Below are 24269 nucleotides of genomic sequence, written 5' to 3' on the forward strand. Positions count from 1 at the left end.
CCGCGCCGAGCGCCGGGGCCCCGCACGCGTCGCAGGGCGACGGTGCGTACGCCGCGCAGCCCCCGTACACGGCGCCGCGCGTGCCGTCGTACGCCGAGGCATCCGCGCACGCTGCGTCCACGACCCCGTACGGCACCCACCCCGCGCACGCGGGTCACCCGGGGCACCCCGGCGCGCAGGGACCGTCCACCCCGCAGGCCCACACGGAGGGCGGGAACCAGGGCTCCGCGCCCGGACAGTCCTCGGGCCAGATCGGTGCGGGAAAGGTCGTCGGCATCATGGTCGCCGCGGCCCTCGTCGGCGGCGCTGCGGGCATCGGCACTGCCGCGGCCGGCGCGTCGTTCTTCCCGCAGTCGCAGACCGTCGTGACGACGGGCCCGTCGATCGTCAACAACACCGAGTCGGTCAACCAGACCACCGCCATCGCCGCGAAGGTGGTGCCCTCCGGCGTCACCATCTCGGTCACATCGGGGTCGTCGGGCGGCACGGGTTCGGGCGTCGTGCTCACCGCCGACGGCTACGTCGTCACCAACACGCACGTCGTCACGCTCGACGGCGAGACGGCGGATGCCACGCTGCGCGTGACGACCTCCGACGGCAAGGTCTACGCCGCCACGATCGTCGGCACCGACCCGACGTACGACCTCGCCGTCATCAAGCTGACGGACGCATCGGGCCTGACCCCGATCGAGTTCGCCGCCTCGAGCAAGCTCAACGTGGGCGACCCGACGGTCGCCGACGGCGCACCGCTCGGGCTGTCGAACACCGTCACGACCGGCATCGTCAGCGCACTGAACCGCTCGATCCAGATCGCCTCGTCGGCCGCTCCCGAGGGCGACCCGCAGGAGCAGGGCCAAGGCGAGTCGCCGTTCCAGTTCGACTTCGGTCAGGGCCAGCAGCAGTCGGCGAACGGATCCATCTCGATCGTGGTGATCCAGACCGACGCCGCCATCAACCCGGGAAACTCCGGCGGCGCGCTCGTGAACGGCGACGGCAAGCTCATCGGCATCAATGTCGCGATCGCGTCGACGGGCGGGTCCAACTCGTCCGGTCAGGCCGGCTCGATCGGCGTGGGATTCTCGATCCCGTCCGACATCGTCAAGCGCGTGACCGACGAGATCATCAGCGACGGCAAGGCCACGCACGGTCTGCTGGGTGCCATGGTCGGCGACGCGGCCGCGCAGGAGAACGCCACGATGGTGGGCGCGTACATCATCGACGTCACCCCTGGCGGTGCTGCAGCCTCCGCGGGCCTGAAGAAGGGCGACATCGTCACCTCGTTCAACGGGTTCCCGATCACCAACGCCACCGACCTGACCGCGCAGGTGCGGGCCCTCGCCGGTGGCAGCACCGCGCCGATCGTCTACGTCCGCGACGGCAAGACGGTCTCGGCGGAGGTCACCCTCGGCACGCTGACACAGTAAGGCAGAGAGCGGTGCCCGCACGGGCACCGGAGAACAGACGTCACCGCGCGATAGGCTCGCACGGTGGCGTCTTTCTCGTTCGGCGCCGGCAACGCCGGAAAGATCCTGCGCATCCCGCTCTACGCACTGGGGCGCGCGGCGACCCTCGTGATCCCGCGTACGAGCGACGTCTGGGTGTTCGGCTCGGCCGTGGGGGTCGCCGACGGCGGGCTCGCCCTGCAGCGCTTCGCGGCGGACCGCGGCGAGCGCACGCTCTGGCTCACCGGATCGGCGGACGAGGGCGCCGAGGCGCGCCGCCTCGGCATCCATTCCGTCGCCAAGCAGTCCCTGCGAGGGTTCTGGGCGACGGCCCGCGCGCGGGTGATCGTGATCTCGCACGGCTTCGGCGACGTCAACCGCTACGCGGCGACCGGCGGGGTGATCGTGCAGCTCTGGCACGGCATCCCGCTGAAACGGATCGGGCTGGATGCCGCGGTCACGACCGCGAGCCCGCTGCCGATCGCGCGGGGTGCCGCCGCACGCGTGCTGGGCGCGCTGTACCGGCGCACGCAGCACCGCATCAGGGTGCTGCCGGCCGCGTCGGAACTCGTGCGGGGGCGCCTCGAGTCGGCGTTCGGACTCGACACGCGCCGCGTGCCGGTGACGGGCGAGCCCCGCACCGACACCCTCTCGCAGGGCACCGCGGCGGAGCGGCGCCTGGCGGCCCGCGCGCGCCTGGGGGCCCTGCTCGGCGATGCCTCGGGCGTCGGCGGTGACGCTCCGGTCGTGCTGTACGCCCCGACGTGGCGCGACGGGGCGCCCGATCCCGCACCGCCGAACGGCGTCGAGTTGGCGGGCCTGCAGACGCTGCTGGCCCAGACGGGCGCGCTGCTGCTGGTGCGCTCGCACCACCTCGGTGGGGGCGGCGGCGCGCTCGAGGGGCCCCGGGTGCACGGCTTCGGCAGCGAGGTCGTGGCCGACATCACGCCGCTCCTCCCGGGTATCGACGCGCTCGTCACCGACTACTCTTCGCTCGCCTTCGACGCGGCCCTCGCCGGCGTGCCCACGCTCTTCCACGCCCCCGACCTCGCCGCCTACGAACGCTCGCGCGGCTTCTACGGCACCTACGCCGACGTGGCGGGTGACGATGCGGCATCCGACTGGGCGACGATTCTCGCGCAGCTGCGGGCGCTCCTCACCGACCCGTCGGTGCGCGCCGAGCGCGTGCGGCGCGGCGACGCCCTCAGCGCGCGCGTGCACGCGTTCCGCGACGGGCGCAACACCGAACGGGTGTACCGGGCGATCCGGCAGCTCGTGACATTCACCGAGAGGGTCTCATGACCGCGACAGCCCGCATCGACGACTCCGGCGCCACCCCCGCACTCGTGCTCTCGGGGTCGGGCGCGCGTCCGCAGGCTGCGGTGCTCGACGGCCGGCGCGCCCGTGTCGACGGATCGCTCACCGGTCGCGGGGTGACGTGGACGGCGCGGTTGCCCCTCGCGGCGTCACGCTGGAGCGGGCCGCTCCTTCCGCTGCCGAGCGGCGACTACGTCGTCCGCGTCACCGCCGCCGACGGCGAGCCGGTGCCGGTCGACGCGACGATCGACGAGACGATGACCCCGACGCTGCGCGTGCGACTCGATGACGGTGTGCTGCACGTCGCCCCGCCCATCGATCCCGCCTACGAGTCGGGCGAGGGCCAGGCGGCGCTCGAACGGCGCTACGCGAACCGCCCGGGCGGGCTCGAGAACGCGGTCTTCTTCGAGAGCTTCTACGGGCGCAACGCGAGCTGCAATCCGCGTGCCATCGACCGTGAACTCGCGCGTGTGGCGCCCGGCGTCACACGGTACTGGAGCGTCGTCGACCTCTCGGTCGAGGTGCCCGACGGGGCCGTTCCGGTCGTCGAGGGCAGCCCGCAGTGGTGGCGCGCGCGTGGCGAGGCGCGCCTGCTCGTCGTCAACGACTGGTTGCGTCGGCGATACGAGCGCCGGCCCGGGCAGGTCGTGCTGCAGACCTGGCACGGCACTCCGCTCAAGCGACTGGCGCTGCACCGGCCGGGCTTCGACCCCCGGCGGGCCCTCGCGGTGCTGCGCGAGAGCCGGCGCTGGGACGTTCTGCTGGCACAGAACCCGTACGGTGAGCGGATCATGCGCAAGGCCTACGCGTTCCTGCGGCGCCCGGTATGGGTCGAGGGCTATCCGCGGAACGACGTACTGAAGGGCGCGGACGGGGGAACGGCGACCCGCGCGGCTCTCGGCATCGGCGCCGACGAACGCGTCGTGCTCTACGCGCCCACGTGGCGCGACGATCGCGACGAGATGATCGACGACCTCGATCCGGCCCGGCTCGCCGCCGACACCGGCGCGATCGTGCTCGTGCGGGGCCACTCCCGCACGATCCTTCCCGGGCGCGACGCGCATGGCGCCCGGGTGCTCGACGTGACCGCGTACCCCGACATGTCCGACCTGCTCGTCGTGGCTGATGCCTTGGTCACCGACTACTCGTCGGTGATGTTCGATTTCACCGCGACCGGCAAGCCGATCTTCTTCTTCGCCCCCGACCTCGCGCACTATCGCGAGCAGCTGCGCGGGTTCTACTTCGACCTCGTGGCGCACGCACCCGGCCCGCTCACGACGACGCAGGCCGAACTCACCGAGGCCCTCGCGAGCGACGGCATCCCGGCGGCGTACGTCGACCGCTACGCCGACTGGCGCGCCCGGTTCAACCTGCGCGACGACGGACACGCTGCCGAGCGGGTCGTCGCACGCATCCTCGACCAGGGCTTCGTCGACCGCTGACCCGACCCGGACGCCCGCTGACCGTCAGCACAACGGAGCGGTCGGCGCACGGCGGAATCAGGGGAGCGGCGTGTTGCGGCGCAGTCGCGAGGTGTCGACGTTCTCGCGCGCGCCGCGCGCGGCACCGCCGAGAAAGCCCGCGCCCCAAGCGAGGTGCATCGAGGGGATCACGACGAGCGCCCACAGGCGTTCGCGAAGGCCCGGGCCCGCGCGCCGGCTGCCGGCATAGCCGATGACGACGAGCAGGTAGGCGACCAGCGGCACGTAGACGAGCGAAGCGATGACCGACCAGACGCCGTGCAGCAGGCCGGTCAGCTGTGCGATCGCGACGACGAGCGCGAGGGCTGTGACCACGAGCAGTGCCGGAGGCGCGAAGAAGCGCAGCGAGTTGCGGCGCCCGTAACGGCGCACGAGCTCACCGCGCCACGTGCCGGTCGAGCGGAACTGCCGCACGAGCCGGCTCCACCGCTCGCGCGGCCAATACGCGACCGCCAGGTCGGGATCGAACCACACGCGGTAGCCGGCGCGGCGGATGCGCAGGTTCAGCTCCCAGTCCTCGCCGCGACGGATCGTCTCGTCGAAGCCGCCCACCTCGTCGAGCACCGCGCGGCGCATGACGCCCAGGTAGGCCGATTCGGCGGGGCCGTCCGCTCCGCCGGAGTGGTACGCGCCGCCCCCGAGACCGATGCGCGAGTTGTACGCGTGCGCCACGGCGCGCTGGAACGGCGTGCGGCCCTCGGCGCGCATCACCCCGCCGACGTTCGCCGCGCGCATCCGCGCCAGGGTCGCCATCGCACGGCGGGTGTAGCCCGGTTCGAGCGCGGAGTGCGCATCGACCCGCACGATCGTCGGATAGACCGACGCCGCGATCGCGCGGTTGAGGCCGACCGGGATGTCGGCGGCGGGGTTCGAGATCAGACGGATCCGCTCGTCGCCCGCGGCGAGGCGCTGCGCGAGGGCATCCGTGCCGTCGGTCGACGGACCGAGCGCGAGGATGAGTTCGAACGGGCCGTCGACCTCTTGGGCGAGCACGCTCGCCACGGCGGTGTCGAGATAGCGCTCCTCGTTGAGCACGGGCATGACGAAGCTGACCCCCGAACCGGTCGCGGGAACGGGGGCATCGCGCTGGCCGGGGGTGTGCACGTGCATCCGTCGATCATGTCACGCCGCACACATCGGCCCCCCGGGGGGCGCCTCGTTAGGCTGGTGGGGTGGGACTGATATCGGATGCCGGCAAAGCGCTCGCCCTCGTGCGGCGCGCGTTGCGCGCTCGCGCGGCGACCCGCGACGTGCGGTCGCGTCTGGCCCGGCGCGCACCCGCACCCACCGCGCACTTCCGCGTCGCGGTGTACTTCGCCGACGGCGAAGTGAACATGTACCAGCTCCGTCAGTGGTACCGCCCGCTGCAGCACCTCGCCCGCACGTGGCCGGTGGTCGTGCTCTCCCGCAGTGCCACGGGCGCACAGGCGCTGCTCGCCGACGACGCGCTCCCGGTCGCGTTCGTGCCCACCGTGCGCGATCTCGAAGACTACGTCGCCTCTCAAGACATCCGCGTCGTGCTGTACGTCAACCAGAACACCCGCAACTTCCAGATGTTCCGGTACGGCCGTCGCTGGCACGTGTTCATCAACCACGGCGAGTCCGACAAGATGTACATGACCACCAACCAGTTCAAGGCCTACGACTACGCGCTCGTCGCCGGCGACGCCGCCCGTGAGCGGTTGTCGCGGGTGCTGTGGGACTACGACATCGACCAGCGCACGATCGAGATCGGTCGCCCGCAAGCCGATTACTACGCGGGCGATCTGCCCTACACGCCCGACGAGCGCACGGTCGTGCTCTATGCGCCGACCTGGGAAGGCGACCGTCCCTCGGCGCACTACGGGTCGATCCGCACGCACGGCGAGGCGCTCGCGCAGAGCATCCTCGCGTCGCCCGCGCATCGCCTGATCTATCGTCCGCACCCGCGCTCCGGGGTGGTCGACGCCGAGTACGGTGCGGCCAACGAGCGGATCATCGCCGCGATCGCCGCGGCGAACGCCGTCGATCCGACCGCGCAGCACGTCTACGACGCCCGGCCCGAGCTCGGCTGGCAGCTCGCCGCGGCCGACGTCGCCGTTGTCGACATCTCGGCGATGGTCTACGACCGGCTCGCCGCCGACAAGCCGCTGATGGTGACGCGCCCGGTCGACCCCGAGGCGCTCATCGACACGCACGGGTACCTCTCGCAGGCCGAGTGGCTCACGGCCGATGGGGCGCCGCGGATCGTCGACGAGGCGGCGCGCCTGTTGTCGGACCCCGAGTCCGTCAGCGCCCTCGACGGGTGGGTGCGCCGCTATTTCGGTGACACGTCGCCGGGGGCGGCGACAGCGCGGTTCGAAGGGGCGATCCGGGTGCTCATGGAGCGCTGGGAGTACTGGCACCTCGCGTCGACGGGTGCGGACGACGAGTCGGCGGATGTCGCGGAGGCGGCCGAGCTCGACGACGAGTGACCGCGCGCGGCTGGTCAGCGCCGCCGGGCGGCCCGCGGGTTCACCGTGCCGAGAGCCGCGCGACGGCCGACAGCGGGATCTGCAACCAGTCGGGACGGTGGCGCGCCTCGTAGATCGCCTCGTACACGGCTTTGTCGAGTTCGAGGGCGTCGAGCAGGGCGCCTTGCGGGGAAGCACCCGTCGCGGCGCGATAGCCGCCCAGAAAGGCCGAGCGGGCCGCGGCGGCCCACGCGCGGGCGCTGTCGTCGTCGGGGTCGGGCCGGTCGGTGGCATCCGGAGCGGATGTCTGCGCGCGCGCGAGCGCGAGTGATCCTTCGACGTAGTCGAAGGAGCGCAGCATGCCGGCGAGGTCGCGCAGGGCCAGGTCGGGTGCGCTGCGTTCGCCCATCGGACGCATCGGCTCGCCCTCGAAGTCGAGCAGCACCCATCCGCGTCCCCGCACCTGCAGCACCTGCCCGAGGTGGTAGTCGCCGTGGATGCGCTGCAGGCGCGGCCAGTCGGTCGCCTCTGCCGCCGCGTAGCGCCACCGGATGTCAGCGGCGAACGGTGCCAGCTGCGGCACCTCGTCGAGCGCGATCGACAGGCGTCGGTGCCACGACCCGACGATCGCGCGGCGTTCGTCGGCGCCCGCTTCGGGGTTCGGGAACAGTCGGGCCAGGTCGAGGTGCGCCTCGGCGGTCGTGCGACCGAGGGCATCCGCCGCGTCGGCGAAGTCGACGCCCTCGCGCGCCGCGCGGAGCGCCACGCGCCAGGCGTCGTCGACGCCGGGGAAGAACTCCTGCGCGAAGGCCAGCGACCCGTGCAGGGTGAGGGTCGCATCTTCGGGATCGCCCCACGAGCCGTCCATGCGGCCGACGACCCGCGGCACGTGCGGTGAGCCGGCTGCGGCCAACGCGCTCTGCAGCTCGATGTCGGGGTTGAGCCCCGCGTGCAGCACCCGGAACACTTTGCAGATCACCGGGGTGAGGCCGGGTGCGTCCGCGAAGCGATAGATGATCGACGTGTTCGACTGTTCGCCACTCAAGACCTCGGCCGTGGGGTGTGGTGCATCCGGCGCGACGTGTCGCAGCAAGGCGCCGGTGAACGCGGGGTCGTGCGGTCCGTCGATGAGCGCCGAGCCGTCGTCGCGCACGGCGATGAGCCCGGGGAGGATGTCGGTGTCGCCGGCCGGTCGCTCGACGAGAGGGAGTTGGTAGACGACGGGCCTCGCCGGAGCGTCGTCGACGACGACCAACACCCGCACGCGCACGAGCGGGTCGGCGCTCTCAAGGGGGGACTCCCCGATCACGCGCAGGCGCGGCGCGACGGTCGACCCGGCGAACCACCGCTGGCGGGGCAGCCAGAGTCGAAGGCTCTCGAGGGTGGCGTCCATGCGTTCCACGCTAGTGCGTCGGGGGAGCGCGCCGAGTGGGCTGATCCGCGCGCTCGCGGCTCAGACGCCGACGACGAGGGCGACGATCGCGGCGACCGCCGACGCCGCCGCGAGCAGCAGCGCGATGCCGATCAGTACGGCGTGCACGATCAGGAAGCGCGTGGGCCGCCCGGCGGCATCATGTGCGCGCGGGTCTTTCGCGACGCGGCCATAGAACCGGGGCCACGCGACCACGTTGAAGAGGGCGTTGAGAAACAGCAGGGTGATCAGGAGCGCGGCCACGCATCGAGCCTAACCGCGCCGGCATGCCGCCTGTCCCAGGCTCAGCCGGCGTCGGCGCCCGACCCGGCGTCGTCGGCGAACCCCGCGTCGAGGGCCGTGGTCTCGATCGGCACCGCGACGAACGCGTGGCCCGTCGCGGCCGCGTCGAGCGCCCCACCCCAGCCGAGGGCCGCGGGGTCGAGTGGGTCGAGCGAGTCGATCGGGGCGGAAGGAAGAACCTCGCCGGGAACGCGCGGCTCCCAGGGCTCTGCGGGCAGCCCGGCCCATTCGTCCGGCTCTTCGGGGCGGCTCTGGAAGATTCCCATGACCCCATTGTGCGCCTTGACGGCGGGGGTGGGCTGAGCCCCCGATCACGTCGTGAAGGCCCAGCAGTACTCGTCATCGGTGCGCCAGCGATACCAGGCGAGCGTCACGCGCAACTGGCCCGGATCGGCGGTGCAGAGACACACCGACAGCTCTTCGCCCGGCAGCACCTGCCCCCAGTGCTCACCGCTGCCGTCGGGCCGGAAGACCCGCACGAAGTCGGCGGGTTCGCCGCTGGCGTTGCGCACCACCGGGTGCCGTTCATCGCGGCGATCGACCTGCCACGGCACACGGTAGGGGCGGGATCGGGAGGCGTCGAGAGTGCGGAGCATGCCCGCGACGTTAGAGAGCACTCCCGACGCCCGCGCGCCGATTCGGGCCGGAATCGGCCAGGCTGTGGAGAACCCGCGAAATCTGGGTACGGGGGAGGAGGCGGTGGGTTACGGAGCGGAAGCGACGTCGTCGACCGCGGCATCCTCGCCGGCACCGGTGGCATCCGCATCGTCCGCGTCGTCTTTGCCGCGCCGCCGGCGCCCCGGCGCTGCCGAGGCGACAGCCCCGACGGCGCCGCCGACCGCAGACCCCACCGCGCCCGCGACCCGGCGCCCGCCCGCACCGATCGCGGTTCCCGCGCGGCGTGCCGTGCCGAAGGCGGATGCCTCGAGCCTCGACGCCCCGGGGCGCGGCTCGAGCTCGACCGGATAGGTCGTCGGCGGCGCGCCGAACGCCCGCCGCGATCCGACGATCACCCGCCGGCCGAGGAGGTGGTTGCCGGTGCCCCCGACGGCGGCACCGATGCCGAACGGCAGGGCCTTGCCGATGACCGAGGCGCTGCCCTTCGCCGCGAACTGGTGCAGGAACGCGGTCTTGAGGCGGTCGACGAGCGGCCCCACCGCGGCGCGGGGGAGCGACTTCGTGACGAGCTCGCCCCAATAGGCCGTGCGGGTTCCGCCGCGCCCGGTCGCCTGGCGGGTGAGCTGCGCCACGAGGTCGACGCCCTCCTGGCCGAGCATGAGGGTGAGCACCAGCGCTCGCGCGCGATCGGGATCGTCGACGGGAATGCCGTGCAGTTCGGCGAGCGACTGGGCGAACAGCGCCGTGGCATCCAAGAAGACGACCGTCTCGACGCCCGAGAGGGCGAGGGTGACGCCCGTGGTGATGCCCGGCACGACGGCGGTCGCCCCCACCGCCGCGCCTCCGGTCGTGACGGCGGCGAGGTACCGGCGCTCGAGCATGCGCACGATCTCGGCGGTGCTGGCGTTCGGGTGACGCAGTCGGATGCTGCGCAGGTGCGCGACGACTGCGGGGCGCTGTACGCGCAGCACGCCGTCGAGCGCACGGATCGTCCGCGGATGCTCGGGCGAGCCCTGCGGCGGCAGACCGCCCGCCCACGGGGCGTCGTCGGTCATCGAATGGATGCGGTGGACCTTGGCCATGACGGGGCCGATCCTATGGACGCCCGCTGAACGGGCGCTGTGCGAATCGCGTTCAGACGAACTGGTTGGCGCGCTCGAGGTCTTCGGCGAAGTCGACCTCGACGGCGTACAGGTCGGAGATGTCCATCGGTTCGAGCAGCAGCCCGTTCTCGGCGATGGCGAGTTCGAGCCCGCGCTCGAAGTAGTCCTGGTCGTCGACGCGGCCGAGCTGCGCGATGAGCGCTCGCTTGTCGCGGCTCGAGATGTAGTTGATGCCCACGGCCTCGCCGATGCCGCCGACGACGGTCTTCGACAGTTCCTTGATGTAGCCCTCTGCGGTGACGGTGTACTTGACCTCTTCGTCGCTGACCTGGGCGGTGTTGACCGTGACGAACGACTGGTCGCGCTCGATGTAGCCGATCGCGCGGCCGAGCACGCGCGGGTCGAACACGACGTCGCCGTTCATCCACAGCACGCCGCCGCGACCGGTCGCCTTGAGCGCGCGCAGGAGGCTCTTCGACGTGTTCGTCTGGTCGTAGCGCTCGTTGTGCACGTAGTCGGCGTGGGGGAACGCGTCGATGATCGTCTCGGCCCGGTAGCCGACGACCGCGGTGATGCGGGCGTCGTCACCGAAGGCCGCGCGGATGTTATCGTGCTGCTGGCCCATGATGGTGCGGCCGTCGCCGAGTTCGGTGAGTGGCTTGGGCAGGCTGCGCCCGAGGCGCGAGCCCATGCCGGCGGCGAGGATGACGGTCTGAAGAGTCAAAAGGGGGTACTCCTGGAGGATCTGTTCACTGTCCGTTCGACAGCTGGACACTCCTTCGTGCCGTTCGACATGGTAACGAAGACGACTGGGAGGAGGCAGGAAGTGGCCGGTCCGTTGCCATTTCGTGACAATAGCGGGCGCCGTCACGCTGTGGAATACCCAGGGTGCATGTCGGGTGCGCTTGCTAGGTTGGACGGGTGACAGCCTCGCTCCCGCTCCCCGACGATGATGCCGGTGCGCGGGAAACAGCGATCCCACCGCTGCCCCGATTGAGTGCTGCGGATGCCGCGGCCGGCGCCCCGGCCGCGCGACCGGCACGCCCCGCGAAGAGCCCCACTCCGCGGACCGCGACCAGCAAGAAGAGGGCACCCCGTACGCCCCGGCGAGCGGCCTCGACGCCCGTCCCGCGCGACCTGCCGCCCGTGCCCCCGCCGCCGCCCTCGGTGCCCGCGTCCGTCGCCGCGGCGCGGTTCGTCGAGCCTGTCGTGGGCGTCGAGCCGGTCGTCGAGGTGGAGGACGTCGCCGTTGCCGAGGACGCGACCGAGACCCCGACCTCGGCCGTCCCCGTGGCGGAACCGCTGGTCGCAACGCAGCCGGATCCTGTGGCCACGCCTGATCCCGAGCCGGAACCAGAGACTGAGCCCGAGCCGGAGCCCGAGCCCGAGCCCGAGCCCGAGCCTGAGGCTGAGTCCGAGCCGCGGATCGATGACGAGCCGGAACTCGAGGCCGAACCGGAGGTTGAGCCCGCGCCGGCGGCCGAGTCCGGTCCTGAACCGGCCTCCGAGCCCGAACCCGAGCGCGACCTCGAGGCCGAGACATCGGACCTCGATCTGCCTGAGCTGTTGTCGGCGCTCGAGCTCGACGACGCCCTCGACGAGGTGGCCGCGATCGACGCGGAGCGGTCCGCGACCGATGTCGCGGAGGCGGTGGCATTCGCTCGCCTCGACGACGAAGACGACCCCGACGCGCAGGGCGCGGCATTGCGCATGCGCGGTGTGACCAAGTCGTTCGGTCAGACGCGCGCGGTCGACCGGATCGACCTCACGGTCCCGGCCGGCACGTTCTACGGCATCGTGGGGCCCAACGGCGCCGGCAAGACCACGACGCTGTCGATGATCGCCGGCCTGCTGCGCCCCGACCAGGGCGTGATCGAGGTCGCCGGAATCGACCTCCGCGCCGCTCCGGCGCGCGCGAAGCGGCAGATGGGCATCCTTCCCGACCGGCTGCGCACGTTCGACCGGCTCACCGGTCGCCAGCTGCTGCACTACTACGGCGTGCTGCGGGGGCTCCGCTCCTCGGTCGTCGAGTCGCGCACCGCCGACCTCGCCCGCGCGTTCGACCTCACCGACGCGCTGGGGCGCACGGTGTCGGACTACTCCACGGGCATGACGAAGAAGATCATGCTCGCGGGCGCCATGATCCACTCGCCGCGCGTGCTCGTGCTCGACGAGCCGTTCGAGTCGGTCGACCCGGTGTCGTCGGCGGTGATCCTCGACATCCTCGCGGCGTACGTCGACCACGGTGGCACCGTGATCCTCTCGAGCCACGGCATGGAGCTCGTCGAGCGGGTCTGCAGCGGCGTCGCGGTGATCGTGGCCGGTCAGGTGCTCGCGCAGGGCACGGTCGACGCGGTGCGCGGCGACCTGACGCTCGAGCAGCGCTTCATCGAGCTGGCCGGCGGCCTCGGCGACGCGGAGGGGCTGGAGTGGCTGCACACCTTCTCCGACTGAGGCTCGATCTGCTCGTCGGCGCGCTGCGCGGCGACACCCGCCACCGGGTGCGCGTGCTCGTCGGCGTGGCGCTCCTGATCCTCGTGGTGGTCGGCGTGTTCCTCGGCACCTCGCGGCTGCAGGCCGCGGGGGTCGACGTGTCGGCCGCCGTCACGGTCGTCGCGGGTTCCGCGCTGACCCTCGGCGTGTTCGTCGCCGCGTTCATGGGCGGGATCGACGACCAACTCGACCCGCGCCGGTTCGCGGTGTTCGGGTTCTCACCGTTTTCGGTCGCCCTCTCAACCCTCGCCGCCGGCATCATCAGCGTCCCCGTTCTGGCGCTCATCGCCGTCGGGATCGCGGTCGCGCGCCTGTGGATCCGGCTCGGGGCATCCGTGCCCCTCACGGTGCTCGCCGTGGTGCTCGGCGTGATCACCTGCCTCCTCGTCGCCAAGGTCGCGCTCGCCCTCGCGGGCCTCGTGTTGCCCGGGCGGCGATCGCGCGAGCTGACCGGCGTGTTCCTCGTCGCGGTGCTCGTGCTCGTCATTCCCGTCGTCCTGTTCTTCGCGTCGCTGCAGTGGCACGGGCAGGTGCCCTCGGCGCTCCGCGAAGCGGTGGATGTGCTCGCGGTGACCCCGCTCGGCGCCGCGTGGGCGATTCCCGCCGCCTCTCTCACCGGGGCGGTCGCGCTGCCGATCGCGATCGCGGCAGCGACGGTGCTGGGGCTCGGATGCCTGTGGGTGTGGCTCGTGCACTTGCTGCTGACGACCGCCGAGCGCCCGACGGCCACGCGCGAGCGCGGCGGTCTCGGCTGGTTCGCACTCACGCCCAGCACGCCCGGCGGCGGCGTCGCCGCCCGCAGCCTCATCTACTGGCTGCGCGACCCGCGGTATGTCGTCAACCTCGCGATCGTTCCCGTCGTCGCCGTGCTCGTCGTCGTGCCGCTCCTCATCGTCGGCGTGCCGACGTCCTACGTCTCCCTCGTCCCCGCGCCGCTCATGGCCCTGTTCTTCGGCTGGCTCGTGCACAACGACCTGGCCTACGACTCGACCGCGCTGTGGATGCATGTCGCGAGCGCGGTGCGCGGGGCCTCCGACCGGATCGGCCGGCTGGTGCCGGTGCTGCTCATCGGCGTCGCCTCGCTCGCCGTCGTCGTGCCGCTGTCGGTCTCGCTGCACGGGCGCTGGGCGATCCTGCCCGCCGTGGTGGGCGCCTGCGCCAGCCTCTTCTTGTGCGGCGCCGGGCTGTCGTCGATCTCGTCGGTGATGTCGCCCTACGCCGTCTCGCGACCGGGCGACAGTCCCTTCCAGCAGCCGCAGCGCACCCACGGCGGACTGTCGCAGGGCGTCGTGCTCGTCGGGGCGCTGCTGCTGAGTACGCCCGTGCTGTGGTGGGCGTGGCGCGCCGTCGCGATCGACGCGGCCGACGCCTGGCCGGCGCTCTGGTCGGGCCTCTCGATCGGGCTCGTGGTGCTCATCATCGGCGTGTTCGCCGGAGGGGCGGTCTTCGAGCGTCGGGGCGGCCGATTGATGGAGTTCGTCGAGTCGACCTGACCGCCCCCGCGTCGTGGCCCGCGGCTAGACTCGAATGCCATGAGCACCCTCGACGAACCCGGTGGCCCGGAACAGGGCGGCACCCTCACGCTCGATCGTGAGCTCGAAGAGCTGCTGCGCGAAGAGAACATCGAGCCCGGCGATCACGAGCGCTTCTCGCACTACGTCAAGAAGGACAAGATCCTCGAGTCGGCGATCACCGGCAAGCCGGTGCGGGCGCTCTGCGGCAAGAAGTGGACGCCGGGGCGCGACCCCGAGAAGTTCCCCGTCTGCCCCACCTGCAAAGAGATCTACGAATCCCTGATGGGCTGAGCCTCACGCCTCTTCGTAGACGGTCGGCAGCGCCGGGTCGGAGCGGCTGAGCGCGAGACCCGTGATGGGCAGCTCTTCGCGTACGACGGCGTGGTGCGCGCGCGCGAGCGCGACGCCGCCGGGGCCCTCGAAGGAGGCATCCGTCTCACCCTCGTCGACGAAGGTCACCTGCAACGGACGCGCGTCGGGGTGGTCTGCCGCCGTCTCGACCTGCTCGAACCCGTCCGAGACGGCGATCAGCTCGCTCGTCGCGGTGCCCCGGCTGAGGGTGCGGAACGCGGCCTTGCGGCCCCCCTTCGAGCCCTTGTCGGCGGATGCCTTGGCCACCGCCACCCAGCCGCCGGCGGCATCTTGGCGTGCGACGAGCTTGTAGACCATGCTCGCGGTGGGCGACCCCGAGCCTGTCACCACCGACGTGCCGACGCCGTAGGAGTCGACGGGCGAGGCGGCGAGGGCCGCGATGGCGAACTCGTCGAGGTCGCTCGTCACGGTGATCTTCGTGCCCGTGGCGCCGAGCTCGTCGAGCTGGGTGCGCACGGCGGCGGCGACCGTGGGCAGGTCGCCCGAGTCGATGCGCACGCCGCCGAGCCCGGTGCCCGCCACTCGGATCGCGGTCGCGACGCCCTCGCGGATGTCGTACGTGTCGATGAGGAGCGTCGTTTCGACACCCAGAGCATCGATCTGACTGCGGAACGCGAGCTCTTCGGTGTCGTGCAGCAGGGTGAACGAGTGCGCGGCGGTACCCATCGTCGGGATGCCCCAGGTGCGCCCCGCCTCGAGGTTGCTCGTGGCGCCGAACCCGGCGATGTAGGCGGCGCGTGCCGCGGCGACGGCCGAGCGCTCGCCCGCGCGACGCGACCCCATCTCGGCGAGCGGGCGGTCGCCGGCGGCGATGCTCATGCGCGCTGCGGCGGTCGCGACGGCCGAGTCGTGGTTGAGGATCGACAGCGCGAGGGTCTCGAGCACGACCGCCTCGGCGAAGGTGCCCTCGATCGTCAGGATCGGCGAGCCGGGAAAGTACAGCTCGCCCTCGCGGTAGCCGCGGATCGAGCCGGTGAAGCTGTAGTTCTCGAGATAGGCGACGGTCTCGGGGCTGACGACCGCGTGGTCGCGCAGGTAGCGCAGTTCGTCGTCGCCGAAGCGGAAGTCGCGCAATTCCTGCAGCAGGCGGCCGGTGCCCGCGACCACCCCGAACCGCCGCCCGCCGGGCAGGCGCCGGGCGAACAGCTCGAACACGCAGGGGCGGCCCGCCGTGCCGTCGCGCAGCGCCGCATCGATCATCGTCAGCTCGTACCGGTCGGTCAGCAGTGCCGTGGACATGCCGTCACTCTATCGACGGCCGGGTAGGCTGGACGATCGTGACGGACGCGCCGATCGGGATCTTCGACTCCGGGGTCGGCGGACTGACCGTCGCGCGGGCGGTGTCTCAACTGCTGCCGCGCGAGTCGATCGTCTACATCGGCGACACGGCACATTCCCCGTACGGCCCGAAGCCCATCGCCGACGTGCGTCGCTACGGACTCGAGGTGCTCGACACGCTCGTCGACGAGGGCGTCAAGATGCTCGTGATCGCCTGCAACACGGCATCCGCGGCGATGCTCCGCGATGCGCGCGAGCGCTACGACGTGCCGGTGGTCGAGGTGATCGGCCCGGCCGTCCGCACCGCACTGTCGACGACCCGCAACCGCCGGATCGGCGTGATCGGCACCGAGGGCACGATCGGATCAGGCGTCTACCAGGACATGCTCGGCGTCGACGCGACCCTCGAGGTGTTCGCCCAGGCCTGCCCGCGCTTCGTCGAGTTCGTCGAGGCGGGCGTCACCGATTCGCCCGAGGTGCTGCGCGTCGCCGAGGAGTACCTGGCGCCCCTCCGCCACGCCGGCGTCGACACGCTCGTGCTCGGCTGCACGCACTACCCGTTCCTCGAGGGCGCGATCAGCTACGTGATGGGCGAGGGCGTCTCGCTCGTCTCGAGCGACACCGAGACCGCCAAAGACGTCTACCGGCAGCTCGTCTCACGCGGGCTGCTCGCCGGGCCGGATGCCACGGCCTTGCACACCTACGAGGCGACCGGCGACTCGGCCGAAGACTTCCTCCGCCTCGCCGACCGGCTGATGGGTCGCGGCGTCTCCGCCGTGCGCCTCGTGCAGACCGGTGCCATCGACCTTCCGAAGGGAACACCATGACCGAGCCCACCACCCGTGCCGACGGCCGCACCGTCGACCAGCTGCGCCCCGTGACCATCGAGCGGGGGTGGAGCGCGCACGCCGAAGGGTCGGCGCTCATCTCGTTCGGCGGCACCAAGGTTCTCTGCACCGCTTCGTTCACCGGCGGCGTGCCGCGCTGGCTGACCGGCAAGGGCAAGGGGTGGGTCACCGCCGAATACGCGATGCTGCCGCGCGCGACCAACAGCCGCAACGACCGCGAGTCGATCAAGGGCAAGGTCGGCGGTCGCACGCACGAGATCTCCCGCCTGATCGGCCGCGCCCTGCGCGCCGTCGTCGACACGAAGGCGCTCGGCGAGAACACGATCGTCATCGACTGCGACGTGCTGCAGGCCGACGGCGGCACCCGCACCGCCGCGATCACGGGTGCGTACGTCGCCCTCGCCGACGCGATCGAGTGGGGCCGAGCGAAAGGCCTCGTCGGAAAGAACGCGAAGCCGCTGATCGACTCGGTCTCCGCCGTCTCGGTCGGCATCATCGACGGCGAGCCGATGCTCGACCTCGCCTACGTCGAAGACGTGCGCGCCGAGACCGACATGAACGTCGTCGTCACCGGCCGGGGCCTGTTCGTCGAGGTGCAGGGCACGGCCGAGGGAGCGCCGTTCGACAAGCGCGAGCTCGACGCGCTGCTCGAGCTCGGTGTCGCCGGCTGCGCCGACCTGCGTGAGGCTCAGCTCGCCGCACTCGGCGCGACCCGCGAGGCCTGAGCGATGGCTCAGGTCGTCCTCGCGACGCACAATCCGCACAAGGTCGAAGAGTTCGCCGCGATCGTCGCTGCGACGCGCCCCGACCTCACCGTCATCGGCTACGACGGCCCCGAGCCGGTCGAAGACGGCGTGACCTTCGCCGAGAACGCGCTCATCAAGGCGCGGGCCGCCGCGGCGCACACGGGGCTCCCCGCCCTCGCCGACGACTCCGGCGTCTGCGTCGACGTGCTCGGCGGCGCGCCGGGCGTCTTCTCCGCCTACTGGGCGGGCCATCGCAAAGACGCCGTCGCGAACCTCGACCTGCTGCTCGATCAGCTCTCCGACATCGACGACCCGCACCGCACCGCGCAGTTCGTCTCGACGATCGCCCTCGTCATCCCGGGCGCGAGCACGGCCGGTGGCGCCGTCGAGCACGTCGTCGAGGGCGTGTGGCCGGGCCGCCTCGCCCGCGCCGCAGCCGGAGCCGGGGGGTTCGGCTACGACCCGATCTTCATCCCCGACGACCAGCCCGGTGGAGCGCAGCGCACGGCGGGGGAGTTCTCTGCCGCCGAGAAGAACGAGGCATCCCACCGCGCCCGCGCCTTCACGGCGCTGGTGCCGTTGCTCGGCGCACTCTGATCAGAACGCGCGCTCAGGGCGCTCTGATCGCCCGCGTGCCCCGATCGCTCCGCGTGCCCCGATCGCTCCGCGCGGCGAGTGAGAATCACGATCATTCCCGAGTAGCCCGAACACGCGTGCCGCCGGCCGGGCGGGCATAGCCTCGACACATGCACGATCACGCGCACGACGTCAGCGGGGTGAGGGGCCAGGCCAACCACCGGCTGCTCGCGATCTCGCTGAGTCTGACCTCGATCGTCATGATCGTGCAGATCGTCGGGGCGATCCTCACCGGATCGCTCGCGTTGCTCGCCGACGCGGCGCACATGTTCGCGGATGCCTCGGCGCTCGTCATCGCGCTGATCGCGAGCGTCATCGCGGCGCGCCCCGCGAACGAGCGGAACACCTACGGCTACCAGCGCGCCGAGGTGTTCGGCGCCCTGATCAACGCCGTTCTGCTGATCGTGCTGTGCGTGTGGATCGCGATCGAGGCGATCCAGCGGCTGCTGCACCCGAGCGAGCTCGAGGTCGCCGGCGGGCTGATGATCGTGGTCGCCACCGTCGGCCTCGTCGCCAACGCGATCTCGATGTGGCTGCTGTCGGCCGCCCAGCGCACTTCGATCAACGTGCGCGGCGCCTACCTCGAGGTGCTCGGCGACCTCATCGGGTCGGCCGTCGTCATCGTCGCCGCGATCGTGATCGTCGTGACGGGATGGATGCCGGCGGACGCCCTGGCATCCCTGCTCATCGCCGTCATGATCGTGCCGCGTGCGATCACGCTCTTGCGCGAGGTTTTCGCCGTGCTCGGAGAACGCGCGCCCGAGGGCACCGATGTCGCGACGATCCGCGAGCACATCCTCGCCGCCGACGGGGTCGCCGATGTGCACGATGTGCACGTCTGGCAGCTCACCCGCGGCGCGCCCGTGTTCACGGCGCACGTCGTCGTCGAACCCGAGGTGCTCACCGCGGGCCGGAGTGCGCGGCTGCTGTCGCAGTTGCAGTCGTGTCTCGCCGATCATTTCGACGTCGAGCACTCGACCTTCCAGTTCGAGCCCGTCGGGCACCGCGAGCCCGAGGCGCACTGACGGCACCGCTTCGGCGTGTGCGACGATGCAGGGGATGACTTCTCCCCACGATGAGCTCGCGGCGCTGCGGGCCCGCGCCTACGGCCCCGCCGCCGACATCGACGGCGATCCGGAGGCGCTCGCCCGGCTGCGTGATCTCGAGATCGCGGCGCGCGAAGGGCAGACAACCACCGACGGGGCAAGCCGGACGGCCGCAGCCGAGACGAGCCGGACGGATGCCGCGTCCGTCGACGCGGTGACGGAGTCGCTGTTCGGTGTCGCCGGCACGAGCGGCGACGAGCCGGAAAGCTCTCCGGCGCAGGCCGCGTCCGGCTCCGCGGCGGCGGCTACAAGCCCCGAGGCCGTGCCTGCCCCGCCTCGGCAGCCGCGCCCGATCGCGGCCCGGTGGGCCGTGGCGTGGGCGGCATCGATTGCCGTGGTCGCCGTCATCGTGGGCGGCCTCGTGTTCGGCCTCGCCCGCATCTCGCCCGTGGTCACCGCCTCGGGCGCGCAGCAGGTCGCTACTCTCGACGATCCGCTCGAGGCGAGCGATCGGCTGAGGCAAGGGGTGGGGGGCGAGACCATGCGCGCCTTCGCGTTCGAAGGGCTGACCGTGGTGCGGACCCCGTGGGCGCCGTTCGCTCAGGGCAGCGACGGCGAGTGCCTTCTCGTGTTCTCAGACGAGCAGCTCAGCGCGGACGGAGCGATCTCGGGGGCCATCTACACGGGATGCCGGGCGGGGAGCTTCCCCGCGACGGCCGAGCTCGTCGTCGGGGACGACTCTCCGCAGCCGTTGCGCGATCGATTCGGCGGCGGTACCGCGCTGCAGTTCGTGCTCGACGGCGACGTCGTCGGGGTGTTCGTCGGTTCGCCGACCGCCACGCCGACTCCGACGGTCGGGGCCGCGGCGCGCGCGCAGCTCCCCGTGACCTCAGTCCCGGGCGACGTCCGCGGGTGACATGTCGGCGCGTACGCCGCGCCAGCGGGCGTGGCGCAACGTGCCGCCGGGGGTGAACTCGGCGAACTCGACCTCGCCGACGACCTCGGGGCGCAGCCACAGGGCATCCGAGGCATCCGCTGCCGGCACGTCGAGGAACGGGTCGGCGTCGGTGCGGAGCGGCCGCAGCAGCGCGTCGAGGCGGGCGAGCTCGCGGTCGCTGAACCCCGAGCCGACCCGGCCCACGTAGTGCAGGCCGTCGGCGGCGGGGATGCCGAGCAGGAGCGAGCCGATCGACCCGGCACGCGCACCACGGCCGGGCCGGATGCCCCCGATGACGACATCGTGCGTGCGGGTGAGTTTGACCTTGAGCCAGTCCTCCGACCGTGCGCCGCGCCGATACCTTGACGCCGGGTTCTTCAGCACGACGCCCTCGAGCGACAGCTCGCGCGCGGCGTCGAGGGCCGCATCGAGGTCGTCGGTCACCGGCGGTAGCACGACTGCCGGTGCGGGGGTTCGCGTGATGCGTTCGAGAAGCGCTCGGCGCTCGCGGAGCGGCCGCGACGCGACGTCGTCGTCGCCGAGCCGCAGTACGTCGAAGAGCAGCAAGCGTACGGGGGTGCGGGATGCCTCGCGCTCGATCTCGCGCGGCTTCGTGAGGTGCATGCGCGCCTGCAGCCTCGTGAAGTTCGGCCGATCCGACGCGTCGAGTGCCACGATCTCGCCGTCGACGACGGCGGGCTCGTGACCGAGTCCTGCGTCGATACCGGTGAGTTCGGGGTAGCGGGCGGTGATGTCGGTGCCGCTCCGCGCCCGCAGCGTGAGCCGGCTCCCGTCCCACGTGCCGATCGCGCGGATGCCATCCCATTTGAACTCGACCCACGGCTCGCCCCACCGCACGGCGGCCGCCGCCGCGAGCGCCGGTGTCGAGGCCGTCGCGAGCATCGGCGCGTCGCCCGTGGCGCCCGCCCCCGCGCTCGGGGAGGTCGGCGCGGTGGTCGCCTTCGTCGCGGCATCCGGTCGGTGGGTCTTCGCCTCGGGCGCGCGCTGCGCGGGTTCCGGCTGGCGCGACGCATCCGATGCCATCCGGTGCAGCAGCCACTGCGACTTCTCGCCGGCGCCCGAGGTGCGGATGAGGGCAAGTTTCGCGGTGCCGAGCGGCCCGCCCGGTCGGCCGGTCAGGGTGACGATGACCTCGTCGTCGCGCCACTTCTCGGTGTCGTACACCCCGGCATCCCACACCGTCATCCTGCCCGCGCCGTACTGGCCCGCGGGAATGGTGCCGGCGAAGTCGAGGTACTCGAGCGGATGCGGCTCGGTCATGACCGCGAGGTGGTTGCGGTCGGGGGAGTCCGGCACCCCGCGCGGCACCGCCCAACTCACGAGCACCCCGTCCCGCTCGAGCCGCAGGTCGTAATGCAGCCGCCGCGCATGGTGCTCCTGAATCACGAACCGCCACGTTTCGTCCGGGCCGCCATGTTCTGGCGGGCCGGAGCGTAGCGGCTCGGACGAAACATAGCGGCTCGGGGAGGTGAGGGGAGCGGGGGGAGTGGAGGGAGTGGGGAAGGGCTCGGGGGTCGCGCCGCGCGTGCGCTTGGCGAGGTACGAGGTGAGCGCGTGCGAGGCATCCGGTTCGACGGGGGCGAGCGGGTCGCCGTCGGCGGCGACGCGCGCGAGTACCTCGTCGAAGCGCAGCTGGCGCAGCTCGGGCGCATCGAGTTCGGCCCAGGTGCGAGGCGCGGCGACCGTCGGCTCCGCACGCCCGCGGAGCGAATAGGGGGCGATGGTGGTCTTCGCGGCGTTGTTCTGACTCCAGTCGACGAACACCCTGCCCGCGCGCACCGCTTTCGTCATAGCGCTGACGACGAGGTCGGGGTGATCGGCCTCGAGAGCGCGCGCCAGCTCGCGCGCGAACGCCGAGATCTCCTCCGACGTGCGCGTGCCGTCGAGGCCCGCATAGAGATGGATGCCTTTCGACCCGCTCGTCACGGGCAGGGGCTGCATGCCCACGCCGTGCAAGATCTCGCGCGCCCACCGGGCGACCTCGGCGCATTCGGCCAGCCCCGTGCCGGGACCGGGGTCGAGATCGAGCACGAGCCGATCGGGCTTTCCTCGACCGCCCTCCGTACCGGCGGGCGGTTCGAACCGCCACTGCGGGGTGTGCAGTTCGAGGCTCGCGACCTGGGCGAGATACACCAGCCCCGCCACGTCGTCGACGACGGGATAGTCCTTCGCGCCGCCGGAGTGGTCGATCGGGTGGCGCCCGAGCCAGTCGGGGGCGCCCGCCTCGAGATCCTTCGCGAAGAAGGGCGGATGCCCCGTGCCTTCGGGCCACCGCAGCCGGGTCACGGGACGACCGCGCAGGTGCGGCAGCAGGGCGGGCGCGATCCGCGAGTAGTAGTCGATCACCTCGCCCTTGGTGGTGCCGGTGGCGGGGTACAGCACCTTGTCGAGGTTCGTCAGGCGCAGGCGCCGGCCGTCGATCTCGACGAGCTGACCGCGCGTGGGCATGTCGTCAGGGTAGCGGGCGCGACCCCGCGGCATCCGCGCACCTCCGCTCGCCCCGGCCCTGGCGCCGACCGGCGCGCGCGGTGTTCACTGGGGTGATGCGAACGATTTGGAAAGGCGCGCTGACCTTCGGGCTCGTGAATGTGCCGGTCAAGGTGTATTCGGCCACCGAAGACCACGACGTGCCGCTGCACCAGGTGCACGCCGCCGACGGCGGGCGCATCCGCTACCAGCGGATCTGCGAACTCGACGGCGAGGTCGTGCCCTACGCCGACATCGACAAGGCCTACGACGACGGTGAGCGCACCGTCGTGCTCACCGCCGACGACATCGCCTCGCTCCCCGCCGAGCGGTCGCGCGAGATCGAGGTCGTCGAGTTCGTGCCGAGCGACCAGATCGACCTGCTCACGCTCGACAAGGCCTATTACCTCGAACCCGATTCGACCTCACCCAAGGCCTACGTGCTGCTGCGTCAGACGCTCGAGCAGACCGACCGCACCGCGATCGTGCGCTTCTCGCTCAGGCAGAAGACGCGGCTCGCGGCGCTGCGCGTGCGGGGCGACGTGCTCGTGCTGCAGACGCTCCTCTGGGCCGACGAGGTGCGCGAGCCCGCCTTCCCGGCCCTCGACGAGCCCGTGAAGATCTCGGCGAAAGAGCTGGAACTCTCGGCATCTCTCGTCGAGAGCTTCTCGGGCGACTTCGACCCTGACCAGTTCGTCGACGAATACCAGCACGAGCTCCGCACCCTGATCGACGCGAAGCTCAAGAAGGGCGATGCGCTCGACACCGCCGAGACCTTCGGTGAGCAGGCCGAGAAGGATGCCGGGGGCGAGGTCATCGACCTGATGGCGGCCCTCAAGGCCAGTGTCGAGCGCAGCCGTGCCGCGCGCGCCGAGTCGGCCGGCGACGACGGGGCGCGCGGTGCGGAGGCATCCGACACCGCGTCGAAGACGGCGAAGGGTGCGAGACCCGCCAAGGGTGCGAAGCCCGGCACGAAGGCGAAGAAGGCGTCCTGATTCGGGGGAGCCTCAGGCGGGCAGGTCGCCGTCGATCGGCTCGGCGGGCTGTGCCGTGATGCCGGCTTCGCGCTCCTGGCGCACCTTGCGGCGCTCCGAGAAGTAGTGCCACAGGGTGACGAGAGCGGTGCCTCCGACGGCGGCGAGCAGGATGAGGTCGATGTAGTGCTCGACGAACGTCGCGACCGGCGGGATGAAACCGATCAGGTAGCCGAACATCGTGAGCCCGAAGCCCCACAGGATCGCGCTGATGAGGTTGTAGAGCGTGTAACGCCGCCACGGCATGTGGCCGACGCCCGCCGCGACCGGGGCGAACGTGCGCACGATCGGCACGAACCGGGCGAGGATGACGGTGAGCCCGCCGTACTTCTCGAAGAACGCGTTCGTGCGGTCGACGTTCTTCTTGCTGAACAGGCCCGAGTCTTTCCGCTCGAAGACCGCCGGACCGCCCTTGTGGCCGATGTAGTACCCGACCTCGCCGCCGAGGAACGCGGCGAGACCGATGAGCAGCGCGACCCACCAGACGCTCAGACCGAACACACCGTGCGGGAGCGTGTCGGTCGAGTGCGACAGCAGCCCCGAGATCACGAGCAGCGTGTCGCCCGGCAGCAAGAAACCGATCAGCAGACCGGTCTCGGCGAAGACGATGAAACACACCACCAGCAGTGCCCAGGGGCCTGCGCCTTCGATGATGGCCGCGGGGTCGAGCCACGGGATGAGGGCCAGAGAGTGCACGGAGGTCCCGTCAGTGTCGGTGGGCGGGGAAGGTGTCGGCGGCGCAGACGGTTAGAGCGTAACCTGCGTCACCCT

Annotated in this window: 23 protein-coding genes; 13 read left to right on the top strand and 10 right to left on the bottom strand. The window is 71.7% G+C overall.

Annotated elements, in window-relative coordinates; all coding sequences use genetic code 11:
- The 3 genes from G3N18_RS01260 to G3N18_RS01270 all read left to right on the top strand — a co-directional run.
- On the top strand, positions 1 to 1424 hold a 1424-nt coding region (locus G3N18_RS01260; RefSeq protein ID WP_206692861.1), incomplete at its 5' end, for a S1C family serine protease.
- A 63-nt stretch (positions 1425 to 1487) separates the two neighbouring features.
- Entirely contained in the window at positions 1488 to 2744 is a 1257-nt protein-coding gene (locus G3N18_RS01265) for a CDP-glycerol glycerophosphotransferase family protein (protein WP_196382508.1), read from the top strand.
- Entirely contained in the window at positions 2741 to 4201 is a 1461-nt protein-coding gene (locus G3N18_RS01270; RefSeq protein ID WP_196382509.1) for a CDP-glycerol glycerophosphotransferase family protein, read from the top strand. Before G3N18_RS01265 ends, G3N18_RS01270 begins: the two co-directional genes overlap by 4 nt.
- A 57-nt stretch (positions 4202 to 4258) precedes the next feature.
- Here G3N18_RS01270 and G3N18_RS01275 read toward each other — a convergent pair whose 3' ends face one another.
- On the bottom strand, positions 4259 to 5350 hold the full coding sequence (locus G3N18_RS01275) for a glycosyltransferase family 2 protein (RefSeq protein ID WP_196382510.1): 1092 nt from the start codon (positions 5348 to 5350) through the stop codon (positions 4259 to 4261).
- A 62-nt stretch (positions 5351 to 5412) separates the two neighbouring features.
- On the opposite strand from G3N18_RS01275, the gene G3N18_RS01280 reads away from it, so the two are divergent.
- Complete coding sequence (locus tag G3N18_RS01280; protein WP_196382511.1) at positions 5413 to 6693, top strand: CDP-glycerol glycerophosphotransferase family protein; 1281 nt, start codon at positions 5413 to 5415, stop codon at positions 6691 to 6693.
- 40 nt (positions 6694 to 6733) lie between these two features.
- On the opposite strand, the gene G3N18_RS01285 is transcribed toward G3N18_RS01280, so the two are convergent.
- From G3N18_RS01285 to G3N18_RS01310, 6 genes are all read right to left on the bottom strand, one after another.
- Complete coding sequence (locus G3N18_RS01285; RefSeq protein WP_196382512.1) at positions 6734 to 8065, bottom strand: maltokinase N-terminal cap-like domain-containing protein; 1332 nt, start codon at positions 8063 to 8065, stop codon at positions 6734 to 6736.
- 60 nt (positions 8066 to 8125) lie between these two features.
- A complete protein-coding gene (locus tag G3N18_RS01290) occupies positions 8126 to 8347 on the bottom strand; it encodes an SCO4848 family membrane protein (protein ID WP_196382513.1) in 222 nt (73 codons plus the stop codon).
- 41 nt (positions 8348 to 8388) lie between these two features.
- A complete protein-coding gene (locus tag G3N18_RS01295) occupies positions 8389 to 8652 on the bottom strand; it encodes a hypothetical protein (RefSeq protein ID WP_196382514.1) in 264 nt (87 codons plus the stop codon).
- Between the two features lie 45 nt (positions 8653 to 8697).
- Positions 8698 to 8982, bottom strand: a complete 285-nt coding sequence (locus G3N18_RS01300; RefSeq protein ID WP_196382515.1) for a hypothetical protein — start codon at positions 8980 to 8982, stop codon at positions 8698 to 8700.
- Between the two features lie 108 nt (positions 8983 to 9090).
- Positions 9091 to 10086 carry a hypothetical protein gene (locus G3N18_RS01305; protein WP_196382516.1) on the bottom strand — a complete coding sequence of 332 codons (996 nt, stop codon included), beginning with the start codon at positions 10084 to 10086 and terminating at the stop codon, positions 9091 to 9093.
- Positions 10087 to 10138: 52 nt separating this feature from the next.
- Positions 10139 to 10831, bottom strand: coding sequence for a phosphocholine cytidylyltransferase family protein (locus G3N18_RS01310; RefSeq protein WP_196382517.1), 693 nt, complete (start codon positions 10829 to 10831; stop codon positions 10139 to 10141).
- Between the two features lie 197 nt (positions 10832 to 11028).
- On the opposite strand from G3N18_RS01310, the gene G3N18_RS15955 reads away from it, so the two are divergent.
- The 3 genes from G3N18_RS15955 to G3N18_RS01325 are packed head-to-tail and all read left to right on the top strand — an operon-like array spanning position 11029 to position 14405.
- Positions 11029 to 12561: an ATP-binding cassette domain-containing protein gene (locus G3N18_RS15955; protein ID WP_338038138.1), complete on the top strand. Its 1533-nt coding sequence runs from the start codon at positions 11029 to 11031 to the stop codon at positions 12559 to 12561.
- Positions 12537 to 14093 carry a hypothetical protein gene (locus tag G3N18_RS01320; protein WP_196382518.1) on the top strand — a complete coding sequence of 519 codons (1557 nt, stop codon included), beginning with the start codon at positions 12537 to 12539 and terminating at the stop codon, positions 14091 to 14093. Before G3N18_RS15955 ends, G3N18_RS01320 begins: the two co-directional genes overlap by 25 nt.
- Positions 14094 to 14132: 39 nt before the next feature.
- A complete protein-coding gene (locus tag G3N18_RS01325; RefSeq protein WP_196382519.1) occupies positions 14133 to 14405 on the top strand; it encodes a DUF3039 domain-containing protein in 273 nt (90 codons plus the stop codon).
- 3 nt (positions 14406 to 14408) lie between these two features.
- On the opposite strand, the gene G3N18_RS01330 is transcribed toward G3N18_RS01325, so the two are convergent.
- On the bottom strand, positions 14409 to 15725 hold the full coding sequence (locus G3N18_RS01330) for a nicotinate phosphoribosyltransferase (protein ID WP_196382520.1): 1317 nt from the start codon (positions 15723 to 15725) through the stop codon (positions 14409 to 14411).
- A 38-nt stretch (positions 15726 to 15763) separates the two neighbouring features.
- On the opposite strand from G3N18_RS01330, the gene murI reads away from it, so the two are divergent.
- From murI to G3N18_RS01355, 5 genes are all read left to right on the top strand, one after another.
- A complete protein-coding gene (murI, locus tag G3N18_RS01335; protein ID WP_196382521.1) occupies positions 15764 to 16591 on the top strand; it encodes a glutamate racemase in 828 nt (275 codons plus the stop codon).
- Complete coding sequence (gene rph / locus G3N18_RS01340) at positions 16588 to 17337, top strand: ribonuclease PH (RefSeq protein WP_196382522.1); 750 nt, start codon at positions 16588 to 16590, stop codon at positions 17335 to 17337. The genes murI and rph overlap by 4 nt, the downstream gene beginning before the upstream one ends.
- A 3-nt stretch (positions 17338 to 17340) precedes the next feature.
- Complete coding sequence (rdgB, locus tag G3N18_RS01345) at positions 17341 to 17955, top strand: RdgB/HAM1 family non-canonical purine NTP pyrophosphatase (protein WP_196382523.1); 615 nt, start codon at positions 17341 to 17343, stop codon at positions 17953 to 17955.
- A gap of 149 nt (positions 17956 to 18104) precedes the next feature.
- Positions 18105 to 19019, top strand: a complete 915-nt coding sequence (locus G3N18_RS01350; protein ID WP_196382524.1) for a cation diffusion facilitator family transporter — start codon at positions 18105 to 18107, stop codon at positions 19017 to 19019.
- A gap of 34 nt (positions 19020 to 19053) precedes the next feature.
- A complete protein-coding gene (locus tag G3N18_RS01355) occupies positions 19054 to 19956 on the top strand; it encodes a spermidine/putrescine ABC transporter permease (RefSeq protein WP_196382525.1) in 903 nt (300 codons plus the stop codon).
- Here the strand turns inward: G3N18_RS01355 and G3N18_RS01360 are convergent.
- On the bottom strand, positions 19930 to 22446 hold the full coding sequence (locus tag G3N18_RS01360; protein ID WP_196382526.1) for an ATP-dependent DNA ligase: 2517 nt from the start codon (positions 22444 to 22446) through the stop codon (positions 19930 to 19932). The genes G3N18_RS01355 and G3N18_RS01360 overlap by 27 nt on opposite strands.
- Positions 22447 to 22541: 95 nt before the next feature.
- Here G3N18_RS01360 and ku point away from each other — a divergent pair, with 95 nt between their 5' ends.
- On the top strand, positions 22542 to 23459 hold the full coding sequence (ku, locus tag G3N18_RS01365; RefSeq protein WP_196382527.1) for a non-homologous end joining protein Ku: 918 nt from the start codon (positions 22542 to 22544) through the stop codon (positions 23457 to 23459).
- A gap of 12 nt (positions 23460 to 23471) precedes the next feature.
- On the opposite strand, the gene G3N18_RS01370 is transcribed toward ku, so the two are convergent.
- Entirely contained in the window at positions 23472 to 24194 is a 723-nt protein-coding gene (locus G3N18_RS01370) for a VTT domain-containing protein (RefSeq protein ID WP_196382528.1), read from the bottom strand.
- Positions 24195 to 24269: the final 75 nt, after the last annotated feature.

The sequence above is a fragment of the Microbacterium paulum genome (genome assembly GCF_015707995.1).
Classification (GTDB): domain Bacteria; phylum Actinomycetota; class Actinomycetes; order Actinomycetales; family Microbacteriaceae; genus Microbacterium; species Microbacterium paulum.